Below are 21139 nucleotides of genomic sequence, written 5' to 3' on the forward strand. Positions count from 1 at the left end.
ACGGCTCCATGGACGATAGCAACGACCTCTTTTCCGGAATGCCCCTGACCAAGAAGCAGGAGGATGCGCCAAAGCCGGCAGCCGCAGCCGCCGCGCCCGTCGCCGCTTCGACAGCGCCGAGCGCTGCCGCCAGTGCCGCGCCACGGCAGGCGCCGCCGGCGAGTTCCACGTCCGAGGACTACGGCGCGTCGTCGATCCGCGTTCTGGAAGGCCTGGAACCGGTGCGCATGCGTCCCGGCATGTATATCGGCGGCACCGACGAGAAGGCGCTGCACCACCTCTTCGCCGAAGTCATCGACAACTCGATGGACGAAGCGGTGGCCGGCCACGCAAACTTCATCGAAGTGCATCTCGACGCGATGGGCTTTCTGACCGTCAGCGATAACGGCCGTGGCATTCCGGTCGAGAACCACCCGCAGGTTCCCGGCAAGTCGACGCTCGAAGTCATCATGACCAAGCTGCATGCCGGCGGTAAGTTCGACGGCAAGGCATACGAGACGTCGGGCGGTCTGCACGGCGTCGGCGTGTCGGTCGTCAACGCGCTCTCGGACGTTCTCGAAGTCGAGGTCGCGCGCAATCGCAAGCTCTACCGCCAGCGCTTTTCGCGCGGTATCCCGCAGGGTGGCCTGGAAGAACTGGGCGACGTTCATAACCGCCGCGGAACGCGCGTTCGCTTCCATCCCGATCCGCAGATCTTCGGCGATCACGCCAAGTTCGATGCCGGCCGCGTGTTCCGCATGGCGCGCTCCAAGGCCTATCTGTTCGGCGGCGTCGAAATCCGCTGGAGCTGCGATCCTGGCGTCGTGCAGGAAGGCGGCGAGATCCCCGATAAGGCGGTTTTCCACTTCCCCGGCGGCCTGAAGGACTATCTGCAGGCGACGATGGGCAAGGAGTTCACCGTTACCCGCGAGATCTTCGCCGGCAAGACGGAGAAGACCAGCGGCCATGGTTCGCTAGAATGGGCGATCACCTGGTACGGAGGCGACCCGCAGGTTCACTCCTATTGCAACACCATTCCGACACCTGAAGGCGGCACGCATGAGGCCGGCCTGCGTATCGCGCTGACCAAGGGCCTGAAGGCCTATGGCGAGCTGACGCAGAACAAGCGCGCCGCGCAGATCACCACCGACGACGTGATGATCTCGGCCGTCGGCATGCTCTCGGTCTTCATCCGCGAGCCGGAATTCGTCGGCCAGACGAAGGACAAGCTCGCGACCGTCGAAGCTCAGCGCATCGTCGAGAACGCGCTGCGCGATCCCTTCGACCATTATCTCGCCGACAATCCGAACGAGACGGCCAAGCTGCTCGACTGGGTGATCGAGCGTGCGGAAGAGCGCCTGCGCCGCCGCAAGGAAAAGGAAGTCAACCGCAAGACGGCCGTGCGCAAGCTGCGCCTGCCCGGCAAGCTTGCCGATTGCTCTCAGAACACCGCCCAGGGCGCCGAGCTCTTCATCGTCGAAGGGGATTCGGCAGGTGGCTCCGCCAAGCAGGCGCGCAACCGTGCCAATCAGGCGATCCTGCCTCTGCGTGGCAAGATCCTCAACGTCGCCAGCGCCGGCCGCGAGAAGCTCGGCGCCAACCAGCAGCTCTCCGACCTCGTCCAGGCGCTCGGCTGCGGCACCCGCTCGAAATACCGCGAGGAAGATCTCCGCTACGAACGCATCATCGTCATGACCGATGCCGACGTCGACGGCGCGCATATCGCCTCGCTGCTCATCACCTTCTTCTATCAGGAGATGCCCGAGCTCGTGCGCGGCGGTCACCTGTTCCTCGCCGTCCCGCCGCTCTACAAGATCACCCAGGGCGCGAAATCGGCCTATGCGCGTGACGATCGCCACCGCGCAGAGCTGATGGAGACGGAATTCAAGGGCAAGGCGAAGGTCGAGATCAGCCGCTTCAAAGGTCTCGGCGAAATGCTGCCGGCGCAGCTCAAGGAAACCACCATGGATCCGAGCAAGCGCACCATGCTGCGCGTGCTGATCGACGAGGTGGATTTCGAAGGCACGCGCACGGCGGTCGACGATCTCATGGGCACGAAGCCGGAAGCCCGCTTCCGCTTCATCCAGGACCGCGCCGCTTTCGCGGAAAACCTCGACATCTGACGCCGAGGCTTAAGATCAGGCTCGGTCGAGCCTGATCTCGATCACCGTCTTCACCGAATTGGCGAGGAAGCAGATTTCGTGCGCCTGATGGTGCATCTGCTCCTCGAGGTCACGGCTCGGAACTTCACCGGTGTAGCCGACCTTCGGGCGTAGTTCGACGCGGCTGACCATCATCCGGCCATCGACTTTCTCCATCACGCCCACGGCATCATCGACGTAGCTGTCGATGCCGATGCGCTTCTTCGAGGCGATCCAGAGATAGAACAGCATGTGGCAACTCGAGAGCGCCGCGACATAGGCTTCCTCCGGATCGACATTCTCTTCGACGGCATAGGGCAAAGGCACATTGTGCGGCGAGGCGGAGGCCGGAACCGTGATGCCGCCGTCGAAGGTCCAGTCGTGGCCACGGCTATAGCGTCCGTCGATAAAGCTGCCCTCGCCCAGCTTCCACGCCACCTGTGCCGAAAACGTCGTCATTCCTTTTCTCCTTCGCGGGTAAGCCTTGCGGTCGTCAATTTCAGATGTTGCGTAAGCGCCTGGCGCGCCAGATCGGCGTCTCGCGCGGCGCATGCCTCGATGATCGCCTGATGCTCTCGATAAAGGGTCGGGCGGGCCTCGGAGCCTTTCGGTTGCCGCGCATAGGCCCGGCGCGATTCACGGCGGAAGGTGTCGATCATGTCGAGCAATCTCGCATTGCCGCAGCGGCCGTAGAGTGTGCGGTGAAACGCGAGGTCGAGCTCCTCGAGCTGTTGCGGGTCTTCTTCGTCAAGCAGATCCTCGTTCAGCCGTCGTGCCTTGCGCAGATCGCTGTCGGTCAGCGCCTCGATCGACGCCAGCAGCGCGGTCGTCTCCAAAGACAAGCGAATTTCGGCGAGCTCACGCGCCTGCTCCTCGTCGAGACCCGACACGGCAAGACTGCGATCCGGGCGGCGCACGAGGAGACCTGATGCCAGCAGCCTGTCGAGCGCCTGCCTGATTGGCTGGCGGCTGACGCCGAAGCGTTCCGCCAGTTGCTCCTGTTTGAGCACCGTGCCGGCGCCGAGATGCCCGGCTTCGATATCGCGTCGAAGCGATGTGATGATTGCATTTGTATCCATGGATCCAAACTAGCCGAGACCTATGATCGCAGCAAGGTCTCGAAGTGAGATTGGTTCAGTCGATCGGGATCGACCGACGCTTCGCAGGCATGCGGCAGCCAAAATTGCGGGATCACATTTCCGTCAGATGACGCCAGTTCGTTCCAATATCGGTCGAAACAGGCGCGATCTCGGCGAAAATCGCCAATCGCGCAGACCGAGCGTGATCCATGACAAGGATGTCGAAGGGTTTCTGTCTTAATGATTGCGTGATGTAAGGTTATGAAGCCTGCGGATCAGGCCGATGGACCGGCGGCGGGGGCGTCATCGGGCTTAAATCGGTGATGGCGCTTGCGTGCAAAGGACGCATGGCCCATATCCTTAGGTGAAATAAGGGGGAAAAGGACGACGTGAGCCTTCCGAACAACAACATGCAGCGCGAGTCGCGGTGGATCGGTCCATCCTCTCCCGCACGTACGCCGCTCATCCCTTCGATCTCCGCGGCGCGCTGGCTTCTGATCCTTGTCGTGGCCGCGGGCGTCTATTTCTTCTACGGCTTCGTCGTGCCGGTGCTGGCCGCGCTTGTCATCGGATTTGCAAGCTGGCCGCTTTATCGCCGGCTGCTGCAAAGGGTCGGTGGAAACACGACGGTCGCGGCGACCATTGCAATCATACTCATCGTCACCTTTCTCATCACGCCGATCGTGCTTGCCGTCACCTATACCACGGGTGAAGTGCGCGAATGGGTCGGCTGGCTGATCCATGTGAACCGCTTTGGCGAACCGACACCGCAGTGGATTTCGGCGTTTCCGTTTGTCGGGCCCTACCTCGACGAGCTCTGGGTCAAGTATATCGGCAGCCCCGGCAGCATGGGCGAACTGATCCAGGCGGTCAGCGGCGCGCATATCGGCAATATCTACCGTGCTGTGCTTGCCGCCGGCGGCGGCGCCTTCCATCTGCTGCTGACACTGCTTTTCATGCTGATCGCGCTGTTCTTCGTCTATCGCGACGGCGCGGACTTCTCCCGCCAGATCGACATGCTTGGGGAACGCATCCTACCTAACCGCTGGGAGCGGATTTCGCGGGTGGTGCCTGCCACGATCAGCTCGACCGTGATGGGCATGACGCTGATCGCCATCGGCGAAGGCATCGTGCTCGGCGTCGCCTATTGGGTCGCCGGCGTGCCCTCGCCGGTGACGCTCGGCGTCATCACCGGCATCATGGCGCTGATCCCCGGCGGCGCGCCGCTGTCGTTCACACTGGTGTCGCTGTACCTGCTTGCCAGCGGCTCGCCCGTTGCCGGCATCAGCCTGTTCGTCTGGGGTACCGTCGAACTCTTCATCGTCGACAAGACATTGCGACCCAAGCTGGTGGGTGGCCCGATCAAGCTGCCGTTCCTGCCGACCTTCTTCGGTCTGATCGGCGGCGTGAAGACCATGGGCTTCCTCGGGCTCTTCATCGGCCCGGTGCTGATGGCGCTTCTGGTGGCGATCTGGCGCGAATGGATGCATGAGGTTCGCACGGCCGAAAAACCGGATCTCGGTCCGCAGGTGCTGATCGACGAGCAAGCTCCGCCACCGCCCCGCGTCGCTGAAGGCTGATATGGGAACACTACCTTTCCTGATTGTAATCTTGCTCCGCATGGATGCCGGAAAGCGGCCTTCATTTGGTTGAAATTGCTGCGTCTAAGGGGAGCGGTTCAATATCGAAAGCGTCCCCATGCAAGCTGTCCTCATCGCCATGACCATCCTCGGCTGCAACGACTCGGTCACGCAGTGCAATTACGTCGCGACGGTGGGAAAGCACTTTGAGACGGTGGCGATGTGCGATGCCGATTCCGAACGGCAGTTGAAGCATTATTCGAACATCAGCTATCCGACGGTCATCGCCGTCTGCGAGCCGCCGCATCCGCCGCTACCGCCTGAGCCCAAGGTGATCGCCGCAGCACCAGTACCAGCGCCTGCCGTTACCGAGGAAAAGCCGGAGACCGGGGTTTCCGGCCTCGCGTCCAGAATGGCGGCAGAGGTACGCACGCACCTTCCCTCTGGCCATTCGATGAAATCCGCGCTCGCAACGCCCGTGCACTTCGTAACAGGAAGCTATTCCTGGGTCGTCAGGCGCTTGAGCAATTAGCGTCAAGCAGCAGCGAGCGCCGTCATATACGCGTAGCCGCGTGCCGACTGTCGCTGCTCGGCGACATGTAGCTTCTCGACCATCTCCAGCAGTTCCTGCACCGCGCCATGCGTGGTGTTACGGCTGCGGAAACTCTTCAGCAGCCGGCCGCAAACATTGGCAAGCATCGTGCCTGACGTGGATTTCGACGCCTCACGCCACAGCAAGGTGGCTTCGACGAAGATCACACTGATATCGCGAGCGAGGCCAGCCGACTCATAAAGCGCGCGCACCGCGTGCATGCGGCCGGTCGCCAGGATCGAACGCACCCGCCGCTCGTCGCAGCCAGTGAGATTGACGATCGCGCCAGCGAAGAATTCGATCTTGCCGGAGCACAGCGTATGCATCAGGAAGGATGGCGTCAGGCGTCCGCTGACGCGCAGATGTTCGACCAGATCGGCAACCTCGCGCGGCGTGATCTCGCCGGCGATGGCAACGATTGCGGTTTCCGTCGCCTCGCGGGCCACACGCTGCAGCCGGCCGGTGCCGATCGCGGCCTGCGCCAGCGGCAGATTGATCAGGGCGTCGCTGACATGCTGCGTCAAGAGCTGGCGAGCGTCGGCGGGCAAATCTGGGCGATCGAGCAGGAGGTTGCGGACTTCGCAGTCGTCGCCCAGCCGTTCGGCAATGCGCTTCAGCGCCTGCGGGGCGATTGCGGCACCTTCGTTTTCAAGCAGGCACAGCACATCTTCCGCGCCGCCGATCTCGGCAAGCGCGGCGGAGACCGAGCGCGAAATGCAGGAGCGGGCGGCAATCAACATGCGAGTAACGCCGCTGCCGCGTGCGGCGAGATCAACCAGATCGGCGTCAGAGAGAAGCGGCGAGAAGGTGATGGCGTGGCAGGCGATCTCGGCCTGGTCACCGGCCAGAGACAGGACGATGGCGCGGGGCGCATCCGGCGACCATGCGATCGCTTCGGCCATGGCAAGACGAACCTTCGGCGACGGGTCGTCGAGCAGGAAGGTCATGGCCATCTCGGCGGCCTTGCGCTCTTCCAGAGACATTTCAGACTGCAGATAGGCCCGGCCAAGCGCGCTCGCCGCCCTCGCCCGGTCTCCAACCTTGGCAGTCTCAACCCAACGAAGAAATGCCTCTACGATCACCGCGAACCCCAATCCTCAAGTGCGATTCTCTCGCACCCCAAGTGTTGAGGATGACGGTAGCGGCAAAAAGTTTATGATTGGTTCACCATATACTTTAACCGTTCAGCAGGACCGATAAACGCTTCAGGCCTTTGGTCGGAAGAGCTCGAACACGTCGCTGCTCTCGCTGTAATCCATGTAGCCGAGGCGTGCGACGGGTCTCGCCAGACCCATGTCGATGCGGCCATCGCGCAGGATCGCCTCGTCGATATGGATACCGACGACCTGGCCGAAGATCGTGACATTCTCCGACGGCTCACCGCTCAGCGACTTCGGCTCGATAATCTCGGTAACCTTGCACTCCAGAACCGCGAAGGCTTCGGCCACATAGGGAGCATCGACGAGTTCGCCCTTCTTCGGCGTCAGCCCGGACAAAGCGAACTCGTCGACGTCGTAAGCGACGGCGGCCGAGGACATGTTCATCTTGTCGATCAGGTTGCGGCTGACGAAATTGCAGGTGAACTCGCCGGTTTCGCTGGCGTTCCGGTAGCTGTCCTTGCGGCCGCTCGACGAGAACATCACGAGCTTCGGACGATCCGACACGGCGTTGAAGAACGAGTATGGCGCGAGGTTGAGCGTGCCATCCCTGCCCTTGCTGCCGATCCAGCCGATCGGCCTTGGCGACACGATCGCCTTGAAGGGGTCGTGCGCAAGGCCATGCCGGTTCTGATCCGTCGTGTAGAACATCAGCCTTCCCCGCCGACCCAAGTGACCGTCTCGGAAAGCTCGGGGCGCGGGCGCTCGACGGGCGGGAACGTCGTCGAGCCCATATGGATGAAGCCGGCGACCTTCTCGCCTTCCTCGACGCCCAGCAGCGGATAGGCGCGCTCGTCATATGCGAACCACTCGGTCAGCCAATTGGCGACCCAGCCATGGGCGTTGGCGGCGAAGATGATGTTGAGGCATACGGCGCCAGCCGACATCAGCTGTTCCCATTCAGGGATCTTGATGTGCGGGCCGGCCTTGCTGACGACCGCGACGACGACGGGCGCGCGGGTGAAGCGGCTGCGCTCGACCTGGATCATCTCTTCGGAGAGATCGGGCTTCTTTTCCAAAGCAAGCTTCAGAAGCTCCTCGCCGATGCGGGCGCGTTCCGCGCCGCGATAGACGATGAAACGCCAGGGCGCGAGCTTGCCGTGATCCGGCACGCGCGAGGCAAGGCGCAGGATTTCCTCGATCTCGGGCTTTTCGGGACCGGGCTCTGACATCTGGAAGGCAGGGATGGAACGGCGGACGCCGAGGTAGTCGATCAGCTTGATATCGGATCTCATAGGCAAGAAACTCTCATTTTCATCGCGGTATCGGGGATGGGTCTTGAATTTGCCATCCGGTTGGTCTTGAAGTGGCCTCTGTCATTTCAGTTGTCAATTGGTTCGCAAAACACATGCTCGGCATTTTGCCATACGCACGCTGGAGTGTTGCCGTAGCCCTCCTTGCCTTGATCCCCGCCGGCGCCGGCGCGCAGGATGCCTTCAAGGAGTTCAAGCAGCTCGACACCACGACGAAGATGCCCAAGCTCAACGCCTTCATCGCGCCCGGCACGACGCCCCAGGGCGCGAAGCTGCATTCCGTCGCGCTTGAGGCGAAGCTCACGGCATCGGGCGACGCCGTCAAGGACGGGCTCTCCTGGTATGTGTTCAGCCCGGTCGCAGGCAGCGACGGCAAGCTGCCGCTGATTGCGAGTTCCCAGGGTGGTTCGGCTGATTTCCAGCTGGCGCCGGGCGACTATTTCGTCAACGTGTCCTTCGGCCGCGCTGGCGTGACACGCAAGCTCTCGGTTCCCGAGGACGGCGCGCTTGAAAAGCAGACGATGGTTCTCGAGGCCGGCGGCCTTCTGCTCAATGCTGTCTCCGGATCTGATGTGAAGATCCGGCCGGATCAGCTGAGCTTCTCGATCTATTCCGCCGATGTGCGCGATGACGGCGAGCGTGGTCTGGTGATGGCGGACGTGCCGCCGAACACGGTCGTGCGGCTCAACGCCGGCACCTACCACGTCGTATCCGATTACGGCGAGACCAACGCATCGGTGCGCGCCGACATCCAGGTGGAAGCCGGCAAGCTCACCGAAGCGACGATCCAGCACAAGGCGGCACAGATCACCTTCAAGCTGGTTTCCGACAAGGGCGGCGAAGCGATCGCCGATACCGCCTGGTCGATCCTGACGGCCGCAGGCGACAGCGTCGGCGAAAGCGTCAGCGCGTTTCCGACCATGGTGCTTGCCGAAGGCGAGTATTCGGCCGTCGCGCGCAACAAGGACAAGATCTACCAGCGCGAATTCAAGGTCGAGGCCGGCAAGAACACCGATGTCGAAGTGCTGATGAAGGACGTGCAGCCGGACCAGGGGCCGGCCGCCACGACATTGCAGCAGCTGCCGCCGGAGCAGCAGCCCCCGACGGAACAATCGCACGCCGCGCAGCCGCTGCCCTCGTTCGAGCAGCTGCAGAGCGGTGCCGCGGCAGGTGGCGTCGATTCCGACTGACGCATCCTACATCGCCATCAACGCAAAACGCCCGGTCATTGCTGACCGGGCGTTTTCGTTTTTCAGTCCGGGATCACGAAGGCCTCAGGCGGCCTTCGCCTTTCTGGCGGCGGCCTTGCGCAGCACATCCGGCGGCGTCGCTTCGTGCGTCAGGGCAGCGATCGCGTCGTCAAGCGACATCGAGCTCTGTTCCTGGCTGCCGAGACGGCGGATGTTGACCGTGCGCTCCTCGGCTTCCTTCTTGCCGCAAACGATGATGACGGGCACCTTGGTGACCGAGTGTTCGCGGACCTTGTAGTTGATCTTCTCGTTGCGGAAGTCGGTCTCGACATGGAGGCCTGCCTCGCGCAGCGCCTCGGCCACTTCTTCACCGTAAGCGTCGGCTTCCGACGTGATCGTCGCGACGACGATCTGCAGCGGCGACATCCACAGCGGTAGATGGCCGGCGAAGTTCTCGATCAGGATACCGAGGAAGCGCTCCATCGAGCCGCAGATGGCGCGATGGATCATCACCGGCTGCGTCTTTTCGGAGTTGCTGTCGATATAGAAGGCGCCAAAGCGTTCCGGCAGGTTGAAGTCGACCTGCGTGGTGCCGCACTGCCATTCACGGCCGATGGCGTCCTTCAGCGTATATTCGAACTTCGGACCGTAGAACGCGCCCTCGCCCGGCAGAATGCCGGTCTTGATGCGGCCTTCCGACTGTTCCTCGATCGTCTTCAGCACTTCGGTCATCACGGCCTCGGCGCGATCCCACAGAGCGTCGGAGCCGACGCGCTTTTCAGGACGGGTCGAGAGCTTGACGACGATTTCCTTGAAGCCGAAGTCTTCATAGACCGACAGGATGAGATCGTTGATGCGCAGGCATTCGGCGGCCATCTGCTCTTCCGTGCAGAAGACGTGCGCGTCGTCCTGGGTGAAGCCGCGAACGCGCATCAGGCCGTGCAGCGCGCCGGAGGCCTCATAGCGGTGCACCGTGCCGAACTCGGCCAGACGGATCGGCAGCTCGCGATAGGACTTCAGGCCATGCTTGAAGATCTGCACGTGACCCGGGCAGTTCATCGGCTTCAGCGCGAAGACGCGGTTGTCGGCTTCCTTGTCTTCCGGGTGCGTGAAGGCATAGGCCGACTTCACTGCGAACATGTTCTCCTGGTACCAACCCCAGTGACCCGAAGTCTCCCAGAGCGAGGCGTCGAGAACCTGCGGCGCGTTGACCTCTTCATAGGTGCCCGCGAGACGGCGGCGCATGTAGGAGGTGAGCGCCTGGAACATCCGCCAGCCCTTGCCGTGCCAGAAGACGACGCCGGGCCCCTCTTCCTGGAAATGGAACAGGTCCATTTCGCGGCCAAGCTTGCGGTGGTCGCGCTTTTCGGCTTCCGCCAGCATGTGCAGGTAGTTGTCGAGATCCGCCTGCTCGGCCCAGGCCGTGCCGTAGATGCGCGAGAGCATGGCGTTGTTGCTGTCGCCACGCCAGTAAGCACCGGCAACCTTCATCAGCTTGAAGGCCGTGCCGATCTGGCCGGTGGAGGCCATGTGCGGGCCACGGCATAGGTCGAACCATTCGCCCTGATTGTAGATCTTCAGATCCTGCCCTTCAGGGATCGCATCGACGAGTTCGACCTTGTAGTTTTCGCCCTTGGCGGCGAAGACTTCCTTGGCCTTCTCGCGCGACCAGATCTGCTTGGTGAAGGCAGCGTTGCGCGAGATGATTTCCTTCATTTTCTTTTCGATCTTCGGCAGATCGTCAGGCGTGAAGGGCTCGTTCTTGGCGAAGTCGTAATAGAAGCCGTTCTCGATCACCGGGCCGATCGTGACCTGCGTGCCGGGCCAGAGCTCCTGCACGGCTTCGGCCATGACGTGGGCCGCGTCGTGGCGAATGAGCTCGAGCGCGCGGGGATCGGTGCGGGTGATAATCTCGATCGTGCCGTCGACGACGGGATCGGAAAGGTCGCGCACGGTGCCGTCGATCGCGATGGCGACGGCCTTCTTGGCAAGCGACTTGGAAATGGATTCAGCGACATCCTTGCCGGTTGCGCCAGCGTCGTAGCTGCGCACGGAACCATCGGGGAATGTCAGGGAAACGGATTGGGACATTTTAGACTTCTCCTTGTCCAGTCCCGCCAACGAATGCGGGTGGTTGCAATGATGCGTTTCGGATCACGAATACGCCGCCGCCTGATACCGGGATTTACCGCCGCAGTAAAGGAAAAGAGGGTTTAGCGCAGCATTTCGGCGAGGCCGCGAACGGTGTTCCAGTTGCGCAGCGTGCCGACACCCATGCGCTTGGTCGTCAGGGCGGAGAGCAGTTTCCACTCGCTGGGTTTGCCGGCGAAGTCGATCCAGAGATCGCCGCCGATGACGGCAAGGCGCTGGTTCGGCTGGGCATAAGGCTGCAGCCGCTCGATAACGGTGCGGTCGAGCGGCTTTCGCATGACGCGCAGGATCACCTGACTGCCATCACCATCAGGGAACGGGTTGGCGGCGGCGATCTTGCGCCAATCCTCGGCCGTTCTGACGAGGATATCGACCGGCTTGCCGAAGCGCGTGAGGAACGCCTGCTCCAGCCGCGCCTCCATGTCTCCAATCGGTGACGATTGCGCCTCGAAGACGATGTTGCCTGTCGAAACAAGAGTGCGCGGATTGCGATAGCCGAGCGACGTGGCCATGTCGCGCAGGTCGGACATGATCACCCTGCGACCTGGGGCCAGAACGATGCTATGGAGGAGTGCGACGTAAACGGTCACGTCTGCTTGCGGCCGAACGCGAGATAGCGCCACGGCGTCCACCAATGGAAACGGTCACCCAGCACCTCCGGCACACGGTCGAGACCCCTGGTGCCGCCGGGGCCGCAGCGGCCGACGCGGAACAGCGTCATCCAGCCGCCGCTCCACAGACCATGGCGGGCGATGGCCTCGTAGCCGTACTCGGAGCATGTCGGGATGTGGCGGCAGGAATTGCCGATGAAGCCGGATAGGGTCAGCTGGTAGAGCCGGATCAGGCCCATGCCGAACAGGCGGTCCGGTGTCTTGCGGAACGGGCCGGTATAATTGCGCGAGCGATGAAACGGCTTCTTGGGCGATGCAGCGGCGCCGCCTTCGTCCTCGTCGTCATCATGGTTCAGCGAGCAGAACTGGCACATGACGATCCGCTCAGGCTTCCACCGTTTCGGCACGCTTGGCCTCGACCTGGCCGATCGCATCGACCACGGCGTCGAAGGTCAGCATGGTGGAGGCGTGGCGGGCCTTGTATTCGCGGACCGGCCGCAGATAACGCATGTCCTCGAAGCGCCCCGATGGCCCCTCGCCGTCTTCCTTCAGCATGGCGAGCATGTCCGCACGCGCCTGGCGCAACTCCTGCGCCGTCGCGCCGACCACATGGCGGGCCATGATCGAGGACGAGGCCTGGCCTAGCGCGCAGGCCTTGACGTCATGGGCGAAGGCCGAGACCGTATCGCCATCCATCTTCAGCCAGATCCTGACCTTCGAGCCGCAGAGCTTGGAGTGCGCCTGGGCGCTGGCGTCGGGGGCGTCGAGCGCGCCGATCAGCGGAATATTGCCGGCGAATTCGAGAATTTTGCTGTTGTAGATGTCGTCCATCGGGTATTCCGCTCCATATTTCATGCGGATAGACGGCTCATTGTTCATCGTCACCCAAACAAAAACACACCGTGTCACGCTGGAAGACTTACATAGCGATGCCGTTTTCCTATATGTATGTCGTTCGAAGGCCATAGAAATGCAATGGCCTCGGGTAAGTTTGAATGGGAAACCGTGCCGGATGGGCCACAGAATTTCGCCCTGAAAGCCCCGGAGCCTGCCAAAGGTGCACTATTCCCGAGTGGGATTGCCAGTGGCTAGTCCGAAATACGGTCCGCATTGCGGATCAGGAGACAGTTGCAGATGGACGCCATCGTAAAGAACTTTCCGCAGACCACGCCAGACGCCAATCGCCCAAGCCAGAAGGAAGCCGAAGACGCGGTGCGCACGCTGCTCCGCTGGGCCGGCGACGATCCTGCGCGCGAGGGTTTGCTGGATACGCCGGCGCGTGTCGCGAAAGCCTATCGCGAGCTTTTCGCCGGCTACGAGATGGATGCCGAAGAGGTGCTTGGCCGCACCTTCGAAGAGGTCGCCGGCTATGACGACATGGTGCTGGTGAAGGACATTCCGTTCTTCTCGCACTGCGAACACCACATGGTTCCGATCATCGGCAAGGCACATGTGGCCTACATGCCCGACGGCAAGGTTCTCGGCCTGTCGAAGATCGCGCGCGTGGTTGAAATCTATGGCCGCCGCCTGCAAACGCAGGAAACCATGACCGCCCAGATCGCCCGTTCCATCGACGAAACGCTCGCTCCACGCGGCGTCGCCGTGATGATCGAGGCCGAACATATGTGCATGGCAATGCGCGGCGTTCAGAAACAGGGCTCGACCACATTGACGACAACCTTCACCGGCACATTTAAAACTGAGCCGGCTGATCAAGCCCGGTTTATTTCCATGGTGCGGAGCCGCTGACCGGCTTCATTTCAGAAAGCCGCGATGATGCCATTTGCCTTCAATGCGCCGTCCGAAGACAAGTCCGAGCTCGAGGATGCCGGTGATTTCACGCCGCGGTTCGATGACCGCGGCCTGATCACGGCTATCGTGACGGATGCCCATGACGGCGAACTGCTCATGGTGGCGCATATGAACGCCAAGGCATTGGCGCTGACCATCCAGACCGGCCAGGCTCACTATTTCAGCCGCTCGCGCGGCAAGCTCTGGCTGAAGGGCGAAACCTCGGGCAACATCCAGACGGTCAAGGAAATCCGCACCGACTGCGACCAGGATGCAATTTGGCTAAAGGTAGAAGTTGCCGGTCACGACGCGACCTGCCACACTGGCCGCCGTTCCTGCTTCTATCGGACGGTGAGCCTGGAAGACGGCAAGCCGATGCTCGAGATCGCCGACGACGAGCGCCAGTTCGATCCTCACGAAGTCTACGGAAAAGAGCCGTAACAACGGCATGCTGTCTCTTTTCGGGTCAGGAGGGGCGGCCATATACCAATTCGAAAGGGTGGCGGCGCACTAATATTTGCCTGCACGTCGCGCCAGGGGGAGGTTTGCCATGGTGAGCTGGAGTTTGATCCGTCAAGGCTCCGAAGCCGTCGGTTCCGACGCTGGCATCGCCTCGCCCGCCGACATCAAGCTCCCCGCTCCTACACCGAAGAAGCCGAAGCTGGCGCTTGCCCTTGGCGGTGGTGCTGCGCGTGGCTGGGCGCATATCGGTGTACTCAGGGCGCTCGACGAAGCGGGCATCGAGATCGGCATGATCGCAGGAACGTCGATCGGCGCGCTTGTCGGCGGTTGCTATCTGGCGGGCAAGCTCGATGAGCTCGAGGGTTTCGCCCGGTCGCTGACCATGCGCCGGATCGCCAGCCTGCTCGATCTGACGATCGGCGGCAGCGGCCTGTTCGGCGGCATGCGGCTGACCAAGCGCATGCAGGAACATCTGGAAGGGCTGAATGTCGAGGATCTCGACCGCCCGTTCGTTGCGGTGTCGGCCGAGGTCAACAGCGGCCACGAGGTCTGGATCGCCAATGGCTCGCTGATCACGGCGCTGAGGGCGTCCTATGCCCTGCCCGGCATTTTCGAGCCTGTGCGCAGCAATCACCGGACGCTAGTTGATGGCGCGCTGGTCAATCCCGTTCCCGTCTCGGTCTGCCGCGCCTACGAGCAGCCGCTGGTCGTCGCCGTCAACCTCAACTACGACATCTACGGCCGCTCCGCCGTGGTGCGCCACAGCGCCAGCCTGACGCCGTCCGAGGTGCAGAAGCAGGAGCATGCACCTTATGCCAAGCTCGGCATGACGGGTGTGATGGTGCAGGCGTTCAACATTATCCAGGACCGGATCGCGCGTGCGCGTCTGGCGGGCGATCCGCCCGATATCTCGCTTCAACCGAGATTGAGCGATATCGGTCTCTCGGAATTTCATCGCGCCGGCGAAGCGATCGAGCGCGGCTATCAGGAAGCCACGGCGCGGCTTCCCGAATTGAGGCGCATGCAGGAGTTGTTTGCCGGCTCCAGCTGAGCAAGCCGGCGCGCCTTTATTCAGCCTGCGATATAGGCCTTGATGTCCTCGGCCTCGCGTTCGACCTCGGCGATACGGGTCTTGACCACGTCACCGATCGAGATGATGCCGGCAAGCTTTCCAGCGGTTTCGACCGGCACATGGCGGAAGCGCCGGCTGGTCATCAGTTCCATCAGCTCGTTGACGGTCGTTGCCTCGTTGCAGCGATAGACCTTCGCCGTCATCACCGATGCCACGGAGCTTTCAAGACAGGCGGGGCCGGACTTGGCGATTGCGTGAACCACGTCGCGCTCGGTGAAAATCCCGGCGATCTTGTTTTCCATGCCGACGATGACGATGGCACCGATCTTCTTCTTGCTCAGAATCGCGGCGGCTTCTGAAACGGTCGTGTTCGGGCCGGCGGTGACGACGTCCCTGCCCTTGGCATCCAGTATGGCTTTGACTGTATTGGACATTTGAACCTCCTATGTCGAAAGTGAGACACTTCAGCTGATCACAGGCATCCGCGGCGGTCTCTCCTCCCAACGCGGATCAGTTCGAATGGTGCACTTCAACGGTCAGGATTGCAATATATCCGCATCCTCTGAAATAGAGGGAAGTTCGGGCGGCGGCCGATCGAAGAGCGAAAACAGCACGAAGCCGAAGAGAAAGCCGCCGATGTGGGCGTCCCAGGCAATCGGCGCGCCGGTGTCACCGATCAGTGGAATGCCGACGGCGATCAGGATGTTGCCGACGAACCAGAAGAGCATGAACATGACGACGGTTCGGCTGCGGAAAGTTTCCGCGATCGAGAGCCGTGGATTGAGATGGGTGGGAAGCGCGACGCGACGCTCCGACGGGAATGCGAAGCGGCAGGCAGCACCCATCAAGGCCGAAACGACGCCGGATGCTCCGATCAGCACGGTCGCTTGCCCCCAATTCAGCACGGCGTGAAGCGCGGCCGAGGCGACGGCGGCGAGAACCCAGAACACCGTGTAGCGAACCCAGCCGATGCGGCGGGCGACCGGCGCGCCAAATGCCATCAGCCAGAGCCCGTTGAACAGGATGTGCTCGATATTTCCATGCAGCAGCGAATAGGTGAGCGGCGTCCAGAACAATTGCGGTCCCTGCTCCGCCAAGGGTGTGATGTAGCGCAGCGGGATGAAGCCGAAATCGAAGAACAACATGTCGACGCCGCTCTCGGTCAGGAAAATCGCCTGCACGGCATAAATCGCCGCCAAGAGACCGATCGTCGCAACAATGGCGCCTGGAAGATTGAAAATGGGCGTACGCGGCGGCTTGGCGGCGGGCTCGGTCGGCTGGTGCGGCTCGTTCGTATCGTCCATTGCATTCCTCGTTCACTTCGCGTGCACTGGCTTACAGGACGACAGGTCAAAAAAAAAGCCGTCCGGCAATCTACCGAACGGCTTGCTGAGCGTCCCCCGAGAATGACCTCGCGCCCGAGCAATTCATGCTGAACTTCCAATACCGGAAGCAATGAAAAGATACTGGCACGACGGGCCGTCACAGACAATCGAAACCCTTCCTTAACCTTAACTGGCCGGATCTGGCATGAAATCCGCATGGCATAGGGCAAGGTGGCCATGATGGCCGCCGTTTGAACCGAAATGAAACAGATCGGCAGTCCCATGCGCCTCAACACCACCATCCAGATCTTCGACTACTGGAACAAGCTACGCGGCAGCGAGATCGCTCCCCTGCGGACGCAGGTGGAGCCACGCGATATCAGCCAGCTTCTCTCAAGCCTGTTCATGCTTGAAACCTCCGAGACGAGCCGCGTCACCTTCCGTCTCGCCGGCACACGTATCTGCGATCTCTTCGGCCACGACCTCGGCGGCAGCTGTTTGTCGGAGCTCTGGGCGCACGGGCACGAGGATATCGAGAAAACCGCCGTCGGCGTCATGGAGCACGGCATCCCGGCGCTCCTGAACGCCACCGGATACAGCACCGCCGGCCATCGCGCCGCCTTCGAAATCATTCTTCTGCCGCTGCGCAACGCCGAGGGGGAATGCGACAAGCTCCTCGGCGCGATCGCACCGGCCACGACCGCGAGCTGGCTGGAGGTCGTTCCGCTGCAGTTCCTGGCGCTCGACCGCAGCCGTTTGCTGCATGAGCAGCTCGACCCGGTGGAGAGCACGCAAAGCGGCGCGAACGAGCCCCGTGCAGCGACCAGCGGCAGCCGCTCGATCGCCGATACGGTGCGTCGTCTGATGTCCAGCTTGATGGATGAGCCCGTGAAACAGGATGCACCATTTCGGCACTACCGCTGAGCGGTAAATCACCCCCGACTGAACAACCTTCTGTTAATGGATTGCGAGTAAAGCTTGGCGCCAAGCTATTTTTAAAAGAAGCCCTTTATGCACGCTTTCCAGCAAGCTCAGACGCAAAAAACTGCGCCTCGCCTTGAACAAGGTGCATTCCAACGCGTGCCCATCAATATGCAGGGCCGCCTGATGCTGGCGAATTACGAGGAATTCGAATGCCTGGTCATCGATATGTCGCCCGGCGACATGTACGTGACCTGCCAGGGCCGCCCGCGCGTCAACGAACGCGTAGTCGCCTATATCGATCACCTCGGTCGCGTTGAAGGCTATGTCCAGACGATCGACAGCCGCGGCTTCAACATGTCCATCCACGCCACCGAGCGCAAGCGCGAGAAGCTTGCCGCGCAGCTGACGTGGCTTGCCAACAAGCACGAGCTCGGCCTGCCGGAAGATCGCCGCCACGATCGTCTGATGCCGCGCGAGACGCAGACGGAAATCACGCTTGAAGACGGTACGCAGTATATGTGCCGGATCATGGACTTGTCGCTTTCGGGTGCTGCCGTCGACGTCGAGGTTCGCCCGGCGATCGGCACAGCGCTTCGCCTCGGCAACATGCGCGGCCGCGTGGTGCGTCACTTCGTCGAAGGCGTCGCGATCGAGTTCCTGTCGCTGCAGTCGCGCGACACGCTGCGCGAATTTCTCTGATCACCGTCATCCCGGCTTCACAAAGCTGATGGATTGAAGCGCCTCTTCAGGAGGCGCGCCGATGTCGATTCTTTTTCCCGAGATTGAAGCTTACGACCACGGTCTCCTCGATGTCGGGGACGGCCATCTCATCCATTGGGAAAGCTACGGCAATCCTGACGGACGGCCGGCGCTCTATCTGCATGGTGGGCCGGGCTCCGGCGCATCACCCTCGGCGGCACGCTATTTCGACCCATCGGCCTATCGGATCATCCTGTTCGACCAGAGAAATTGCGGCCGCAGCCTCCCCAATGCCGCCGACATGGGAACGGATCTCTCCACCAACACAACCTGGCACCTGATCGATGACATCGAGAAACTTCGTTGTCACCTAAAGGTGACGGATTGGGTGCTATTCGGGACATCTTGGGGATCCACGCTCGCGCTTGCCTACGCGCAGACCCATCCGGCCCGCGTCGCGGCCATGGTGCTCGCCGGCGTGACGACAACGCGGCGATCGGAAATCGAATGGCTGACACAGGGAATGGCCGCGCTGTTTCCCGAGGAGTGGGATCGACTCAACGCATCCCTTCCCGATCACATGAGAGCCAAGGGTGTCCTTGAAGGTTATCGGGAATTGCTCAATGGGCCCGATCTCGACGTGCGGCTGAAGGCGGCGCGGGACTGGCACGATTGGGAGGCGGCGTCCATCCTGCTTGCCAACGCCGACGGCTATCCGCGACGCTGGCGCAATCCGGAGTATTTGCTCACCCGTGCGCGGATCATAACCCACTACTTCAGCCATGCAGCGTGGCTCGAGGAAGGCGCGCTGTTGCGGGACGCCGGAAAGCTGGCCTCGATCCCCGGCGTTCTCGTTCAGGGACGGCTCGACCTGGAGGCCCCATTGACCACGGCATGGGAATTGGCGCGGGCGTGGCCGGGAAGCGAGCTCATCATCGTCGAAAACGCCGCCCATTCGCCCGATCATGACGGCATGGCGCGCGCAATTATCGCCGCGACCGACAGATTTCGCGAAATTTCTCAAAAATAATTTTCGACGCATCACCTTAAAAAGCGGCCCAAAACGCGTCATTTGCGGGCGAATCCGGCCTTCCGGCGGCCTACAGAACGCCAATTCCCTCCAAGCCACATGATGAACGCAATATTACCGAAATCGCGCCGTGGCCGTCGGCGTTAATCTTTTGCCTCGAAACGAGCCATCCGATGGCGGCGAGGCTTTTTGAGAAAGATAAAAGTTGAAGCAATCTTGGTAAAGATTCCCCTCGAATTTCAGTAAAATTCGATGTTGATTTTAGTCTAATTCGACGCGCTTTTGAATCAACTAAGCCTTTAATTTTGCTTCTGAATTTTGCGTCGAATAAAAACACGTCTGGCAATGTCTCCTCACAAACGGGGACATACAAATGACGATAACAAACTTCATCAAGGGCGGCCTCGCCGCGGCTGCGATGCTCATGTCGATGGCAGGCGTCGGACAGGCCGGCTACCAGAGCATGACCGTTCTCGGCAACACCAGCCCGCCGATCGGCGCTTACCAGTTCTGCAAGGAAATTCCTGAAGACTGCAAGAACGCAGCCGGCGACCAGGGCACGATGGTGCTGACCGAAGACAGCTGGAAGACGATCCTGAAGATCAACTACCAGGTCAACTCGGAGATCACGCCGATGACGGACATGGAGATCTACGGCGTCGAGGAACGCTGGGCCTACCCGAAGACGGCAGGCGACTGCGAAGACTATGCGCTTCTGAAGCGCAAGATGCTGATCGAAGCCGGCTTCTCGCCGTCGAACCTCCTGATGACCGTCGTGCTGCAGCCGAATGGCGATGGCCATGCCGTGCTGACCGTTCGCACCGATCGCGGCGACTTCATTCTCGACAACATGCGCAACAAGGTCATGCTCTGGGCCGATACCGAGTACACCTATCTGAAGCGCCAGTCGTCCAGCGATCCGACTCGCTGGGTCAAGCTTCAGGACGGCCGCGCCGTGGCTGTCGGTAGCGTCAAGTAATTCCATCCGCCGGAGCAATCCGGTGGGCAAGCAAGGCGCCTGGTCCCGTCCCCGCATGCACGTCCAGACCGGCGTCTCAAGAGCCGCTCCTGCTGTCCCAGGAGCGGCTCGCTTTTTATGGGCCATCGGCATGAGTCCGACGCCCTCGGTTAACCATTAATTAACCACACAAGCCCGATCATCGCCCTATAGATCAGCGACACCGGCGGCTCACGTTTCTCCTGCGACGGTCAGATATGCGAAAGCCGTCATGCGCCAGGCCATTCAGAGCTCCACAGAGGTCGAGGAATCCCCTCTCCTGTCGACTGGCTTTCTCATCCGCACAACCATTGTGATCGCGCTTCTGGCGGTGCTCACCGTTGCCATCAGCGTTGGTGGCCGATGGTTTGGCGCCCGCGTCTCGCTCGCCGGAAATACCGACAACACGGCGCCGGTGACGCTGACGATCGGCCAGGACACGCTGCAGCTCCAGGAAAACACGATTCGCTTTCCCAGCCAGCGGCATAGCGGCACCACCGAGCGCGCCGACCTCTATCTCGCTTGGCCGCAGATGCAGGGCTATTCGAGTGAAAACCGTGATCGTTTCGACGATATCACCAAGTCCCCGGACCTGATCTTTCTTCAGGTCACTCAGGCGACCATGTCGCGTGACATGTCCGGCCGATTCGAGCCGATCTACTCGCATCTGATCGACTCAACCCCGCAGCCATTCGCCAACGGCATGACGCTTCACAAGCTTCGGGCCGATACCGGATATGGCGACGAAGTGCTTCTGACGGCGCCGCGCCAGGGTGGCGCCGACTACGTCGTGCGCTGCCTACTGCCGGCGAGCCCGGAGCTTACCACCAGCGGCGACTGCCAGCGTGATATCAAGGTCGGGCGCGATTTAAGTGTGCTTTACCGCTTTTCCAGCCGACATTTGGCGGAGTGGGAACATATTGATGCCGCTATTGCCCAATTTGTGGAAACGCGCCTCGTGAACCGTTCCGCGACATCCAGGTAGAATGGTCCGAAACCGTGAAACAAACGATTAATCATAAACGGATTGGTAACCCCAAAGAGCTACCTTCAATGAGGTTGATCGTGCGGGCGAAGCGCGATCCCGATTCTTCTAAACTGCAAGC

Annotated in this window: 23 protein-coding genes; 12 read left to right on the forward strand and 11 right to left on the reverse strand. The window is 61.5% G+C overall.

Annotation, left to right across the window (positions count from 1 at the left end; translation table 11 throughout):
- Window positions 1-8 precede the first annotated feature (8 nt).
- A complete protein-coding gene (parE, locus tag D460_RS0117640; RefSeq protein ID WP_018899900.1) occupies window positions 9-2102 on the forward strand; it encodes a DNA topoisomerase IV subunit B in 2094 nt (697 codons plus the stop codon).
- A 15-nt stretch (window positions 2103-2117) separates the two neighbouring features.
- On the opposite strand, the gene D460_RS0117645 is transcribed toward parE, so the two are convergent.
- Window positions 2118-2579 carry an OsmC family protein gene (locus D460_RS0117645; RefSeq protein WP_018899901.1) on the reverse strand — a complete coding sequence of 154 codons (462 nt, stop codon included), beginning with the start codon at window positions 2577-2579 and terminating at the stop codon, window positions 2118-2120.
- Entirely contained in the window at window positions 2576-3199 is a 624-nt protein-coding gene (locus D460_RS0117650) for a GntR family transcriptional regulator (RefSeq protein ID WP_018899902.1), read from the reverse strand. The genes D460_RS0117645 and D460_RS0117650 overlap by 4 nt, the downstream gene beginning before the upstream one ends.
- Before the next feature lie 410 nt (window positions 3200-3609).
- Between D460_RS0117650 and D460_RS0117660 the strand changes: the two genes are divergently transcribed.
- Both D460_RS0117660 and D460_RS0117665 read left to right on the forward strand, forming a co-directional pair.
- Window positions 3610-4779 carry an AI-2E family transporter gene (locus tag D460_RS0117660; protein WP_037111599.1) on the forward strand — a complete coding sequence of 390 codons (1170 nt, stop codon included), beginning with the start codon at window positions 3610-3612 and terminating at the stop codon, window positions 4777-4779.
- Window positions 4780-4897: 118 nt separating this feature from the next.
- Window positions 4898-5311 (forward strand): hypothetical protein, encoded by a 414-nt coding sequence (locus D460_RS0117665; protein ID WP_018899904.1) that lies wholly within the window; start codon window positions 4898-4900, stop codon window positions 5309-5311.
- Window positions 5312-5313: 2 nt separating this feature from the next.
- On the opposite strand, the gene D460_RS0117670 is transcribed toward D460_RS0117665, so the two are convergent.
- From D460_RS0117670 to D460_RS0117680, 3 genes are all read right to left on the reverse strand, one after another.
- Window positions 5314-6453, reverse strand: coding sequence for a DUF2336 domain-containing protein (locus D460_RS0117670; RefSeq protein WP_026283268.1), 1140 nt, complete (start codon window positions 6451-6453; stop codon window positions 5314-5316).
- A 123-nt stretch (window positions 6454-6576) separates the two neighbouring features.
- Window positions 6577-7179, reverse strand: coding sequence for a flavin reductase family protein (locus tag D460_RS0117675; protein WP_018899906.1), 603 nt, complete (start codon window positions 7177-7179; stop codon window positions 6577-6579).
- Window positions 7179-7763 (reverse strand): nitroreductase, encoded by a 585-nt coding sequence (locus D460_RS0117680; RefSeq protein ID WP_018899907.1) that lies wholly within the window; start codon window positions 7761-7763, stop codon window positions 7179-7181. The genes D460_RS0117675 and D460_RS0117680 overlap by 1 nt, the downstream gene beginning before the upstream one ends.
- A gap of 113 nt (window positions 7764-7876) precedes the next feature.
- Here D460_RS0117680 and D460_RS0117685 point away from each other — a divergent pair, with 113 nt between their 5' ends.
- Window positions 7877-8971: a hypothetical protein gene (locus D460_RS0117685; protein WP_026283269.1), complete on the forward strand. Its 1095-nt coding sequence runs from the start codon at window positions 7877-7879 to the stop codon at window positions 8969-8971.
- Window positions 8972-9055: 84 nt separating this feature from the next.
- Here D460_RS0117685 and thrS read toward each other — a convergent pair whose 3' ends face one another.
- From thrS to D460_RS0117705, 4 genes are all read right to left on the reverse strand, one after another.
- Entirely contained in the window at window positions 9056-11062 is a 2007-nt protein-coding gene (gene thrS, locus D460_RS0117690; protein WP_018899909.1) for a threonine--tRNA ligase, read from the reverse strand.
- A gap of 122 nt (window positions 11063-11184) precedes the next feature.
- The gene (locus D460_RS0117695) at window positions 11185-11712 is read right to left on the reverse strand and encodes a DUF1697 domain-containing protein (protein ID WP_018899910.1); all 528 of its coding nucleotides are present in this window, start codon (window positions 11710-11712) and stop codon (window positions 11185-11187) included.
- Window positions 11709-12107 (reverse strand): membrane protein insertion efficiency factor YidD, encoded by a 399-nt coding sequence (gene yidD / locus D460_RS0117700; protein ID WP_018899911.1) that lies wholly within the window; start codon window positions 12105-12107, stop codon window positions 11709-11711. The genes D460_RS0117695 and yidD overlap by 4 nt, the downstream gene beginning before the upstream one ends.
- Window positions 12108-12117: 10 nt before the next feature.
- Window positions 12118-12564, reverse strand: coding sequence for an iron-sulfur cluster assembly scaffold protein (locus tag D460_RS0117705; protein ID WP_018899912.1), 447 nt, complete (start codon window positions 12562-12564; stop codon window positions 12118-12120).
- Between the two features lie 303 nt (window positions 12565-12867).
- Here D460_RS0117705 and folE point away from each other — a divergent pair, with 303 nt between their 5' ends.
- From folE to D460_RS0117720, 3 genes are all read left to right on the forward strand, one after another.
- Window positions 12868-13482, forward strand: a complete 615-nt coding sequence (gene folE, locus D460_RS0117710; protein ID WP_018899913.1) for a GTP cyclohydrolase I FolE — start codon at window positions 12868-12870, stop codon at window positions 13480-13482.
- 24 nt (window positions 13483-13506) lie between these two features.
- On the forward strand, window positions 13507-13965 hold the full coding sequence (gene hisI, locus D460_RS0117715; protein WP_018899914.1) for a phosphoribosyl-AMP cyclohydrolase: 459 nt from the start codon (window positions 13507-13509) through the stop codon (window positions 13963-13965).
- A gap of 109 nt (window positions 13966-14074) precedes the next feature.
- A complete protein-coding gene (locus D460_RS0117720; RefSeq protein ID WP_018899915.1) occupies window positions 14075-15037 on the forward strand; it encodes a patatin-like phospholipase family protein in 963 nt (320 codons plus the stop codon).
- Between the two features lie 20 nt (window positions 15038-15057).
- Here the strand turns inward: D460_RS0117720 and D460_RS0117725 are convergent, their stop codons facing one another.
- Both D460_RS0117725 and D460_RS0117730 read right to left on the reverse strand, forming a co-directional pair.
- Window positions 15058-15492, reverse strand: coding sequence for a CBS domain-containing protein (locus tag D460_RS0117725; RefSeq protein ID WP_018899916.1), 435 nt, complete (start codon window positions 15490-15492; stop codon window positions 15058-15060).
- 102 nt (window positions 15493-15594) lie between these two features.
- On the reverse strand, window positions 15595-16362 hold the full coding sequence (locus tag D460_RS0117730; RefSeq protein ID WP_018899917.1) for a rhomboid family intramembrane serine protease: 768 nt from the start codon (window positions 16360-16362) through the stop codon (window positions 15595-15597).
- Window positions 16363-16665: 303 nt separating this feature from the next.
- Between D460_RS0117730 and D460_RS0117735 the strand changes: the two genes are divergently transcribed.
- From D460_RS0117735 to D460_RS0117755, 5 genes are all read left to right on the forward strand, one after another.
- Window positions 16666-17307 carry a PAS domain-containing protein gene (locus D460_RS0117735; RefSeq protein WP_051110809.1) on the forward strand — a complete coding sequence of 214 codons (642 nt, stop codon included), beginning with the start codon at window positions 16666-16668 and terminating at the stop codon, window positions 17305-17307.
- 87 nt (window positions 17308-17394) lie between these two features.
- On the forward strand, window positions 17395-18006 hold the full coding sequence (locus tag D460_RS0117740; protein WP_026283270.1) for a PilZ domain-containing protein: 612 nt from the start codon (window positions 17395-17397) through the stop codon (window positions 18004-18006).
- Window positions 18007-18067: 61 nt separating this feature from the next.
- Window positions 18068-19036, forward strand: coding sequence for a prolyl aminopeptidase (gene pip, locus D460_RS0117745; protein WP_018899920.1), 969 nt, complete (start codon window positions 18068-18070; stop codon window positions 19034-19036).
- Window positions 19037-19409: 373 nt separating this feature from the next.
- A complete protein-coding gene (locus D460_RS0117750; protein WP_018899921.1) occupies window positions 19410-20015 on the forward strand; it encodes a transglutaminase-like cysteine peptidase in 606 nt (201 codons plus the stop codon).
- Between the two features lie 250 nt (window positions 20016-20265).
- Complete coding sequence (locus tag D460_RS0117755; RefSeq protein WP_018899922.1) at window positions 20266-21018, forward strand: hypothetical protein; 753 nt, start codon at window positions 20266-20268, stop codon at window positions 21016-21018.
- Window positions 21019-21139 lie beyond the last annotated feature (121 nt).

Origin of the sequence: Rhizobium sp. 2MFCol3.1, assembly GCF_000377565.1 — a bacterium.
Taxonomy (GTDB): domain Bacteria; phylum Pseudomonadota; class Alphaproteobacteria; order Rhizobiales; family Rhizobiaceae; genus Rhizobium.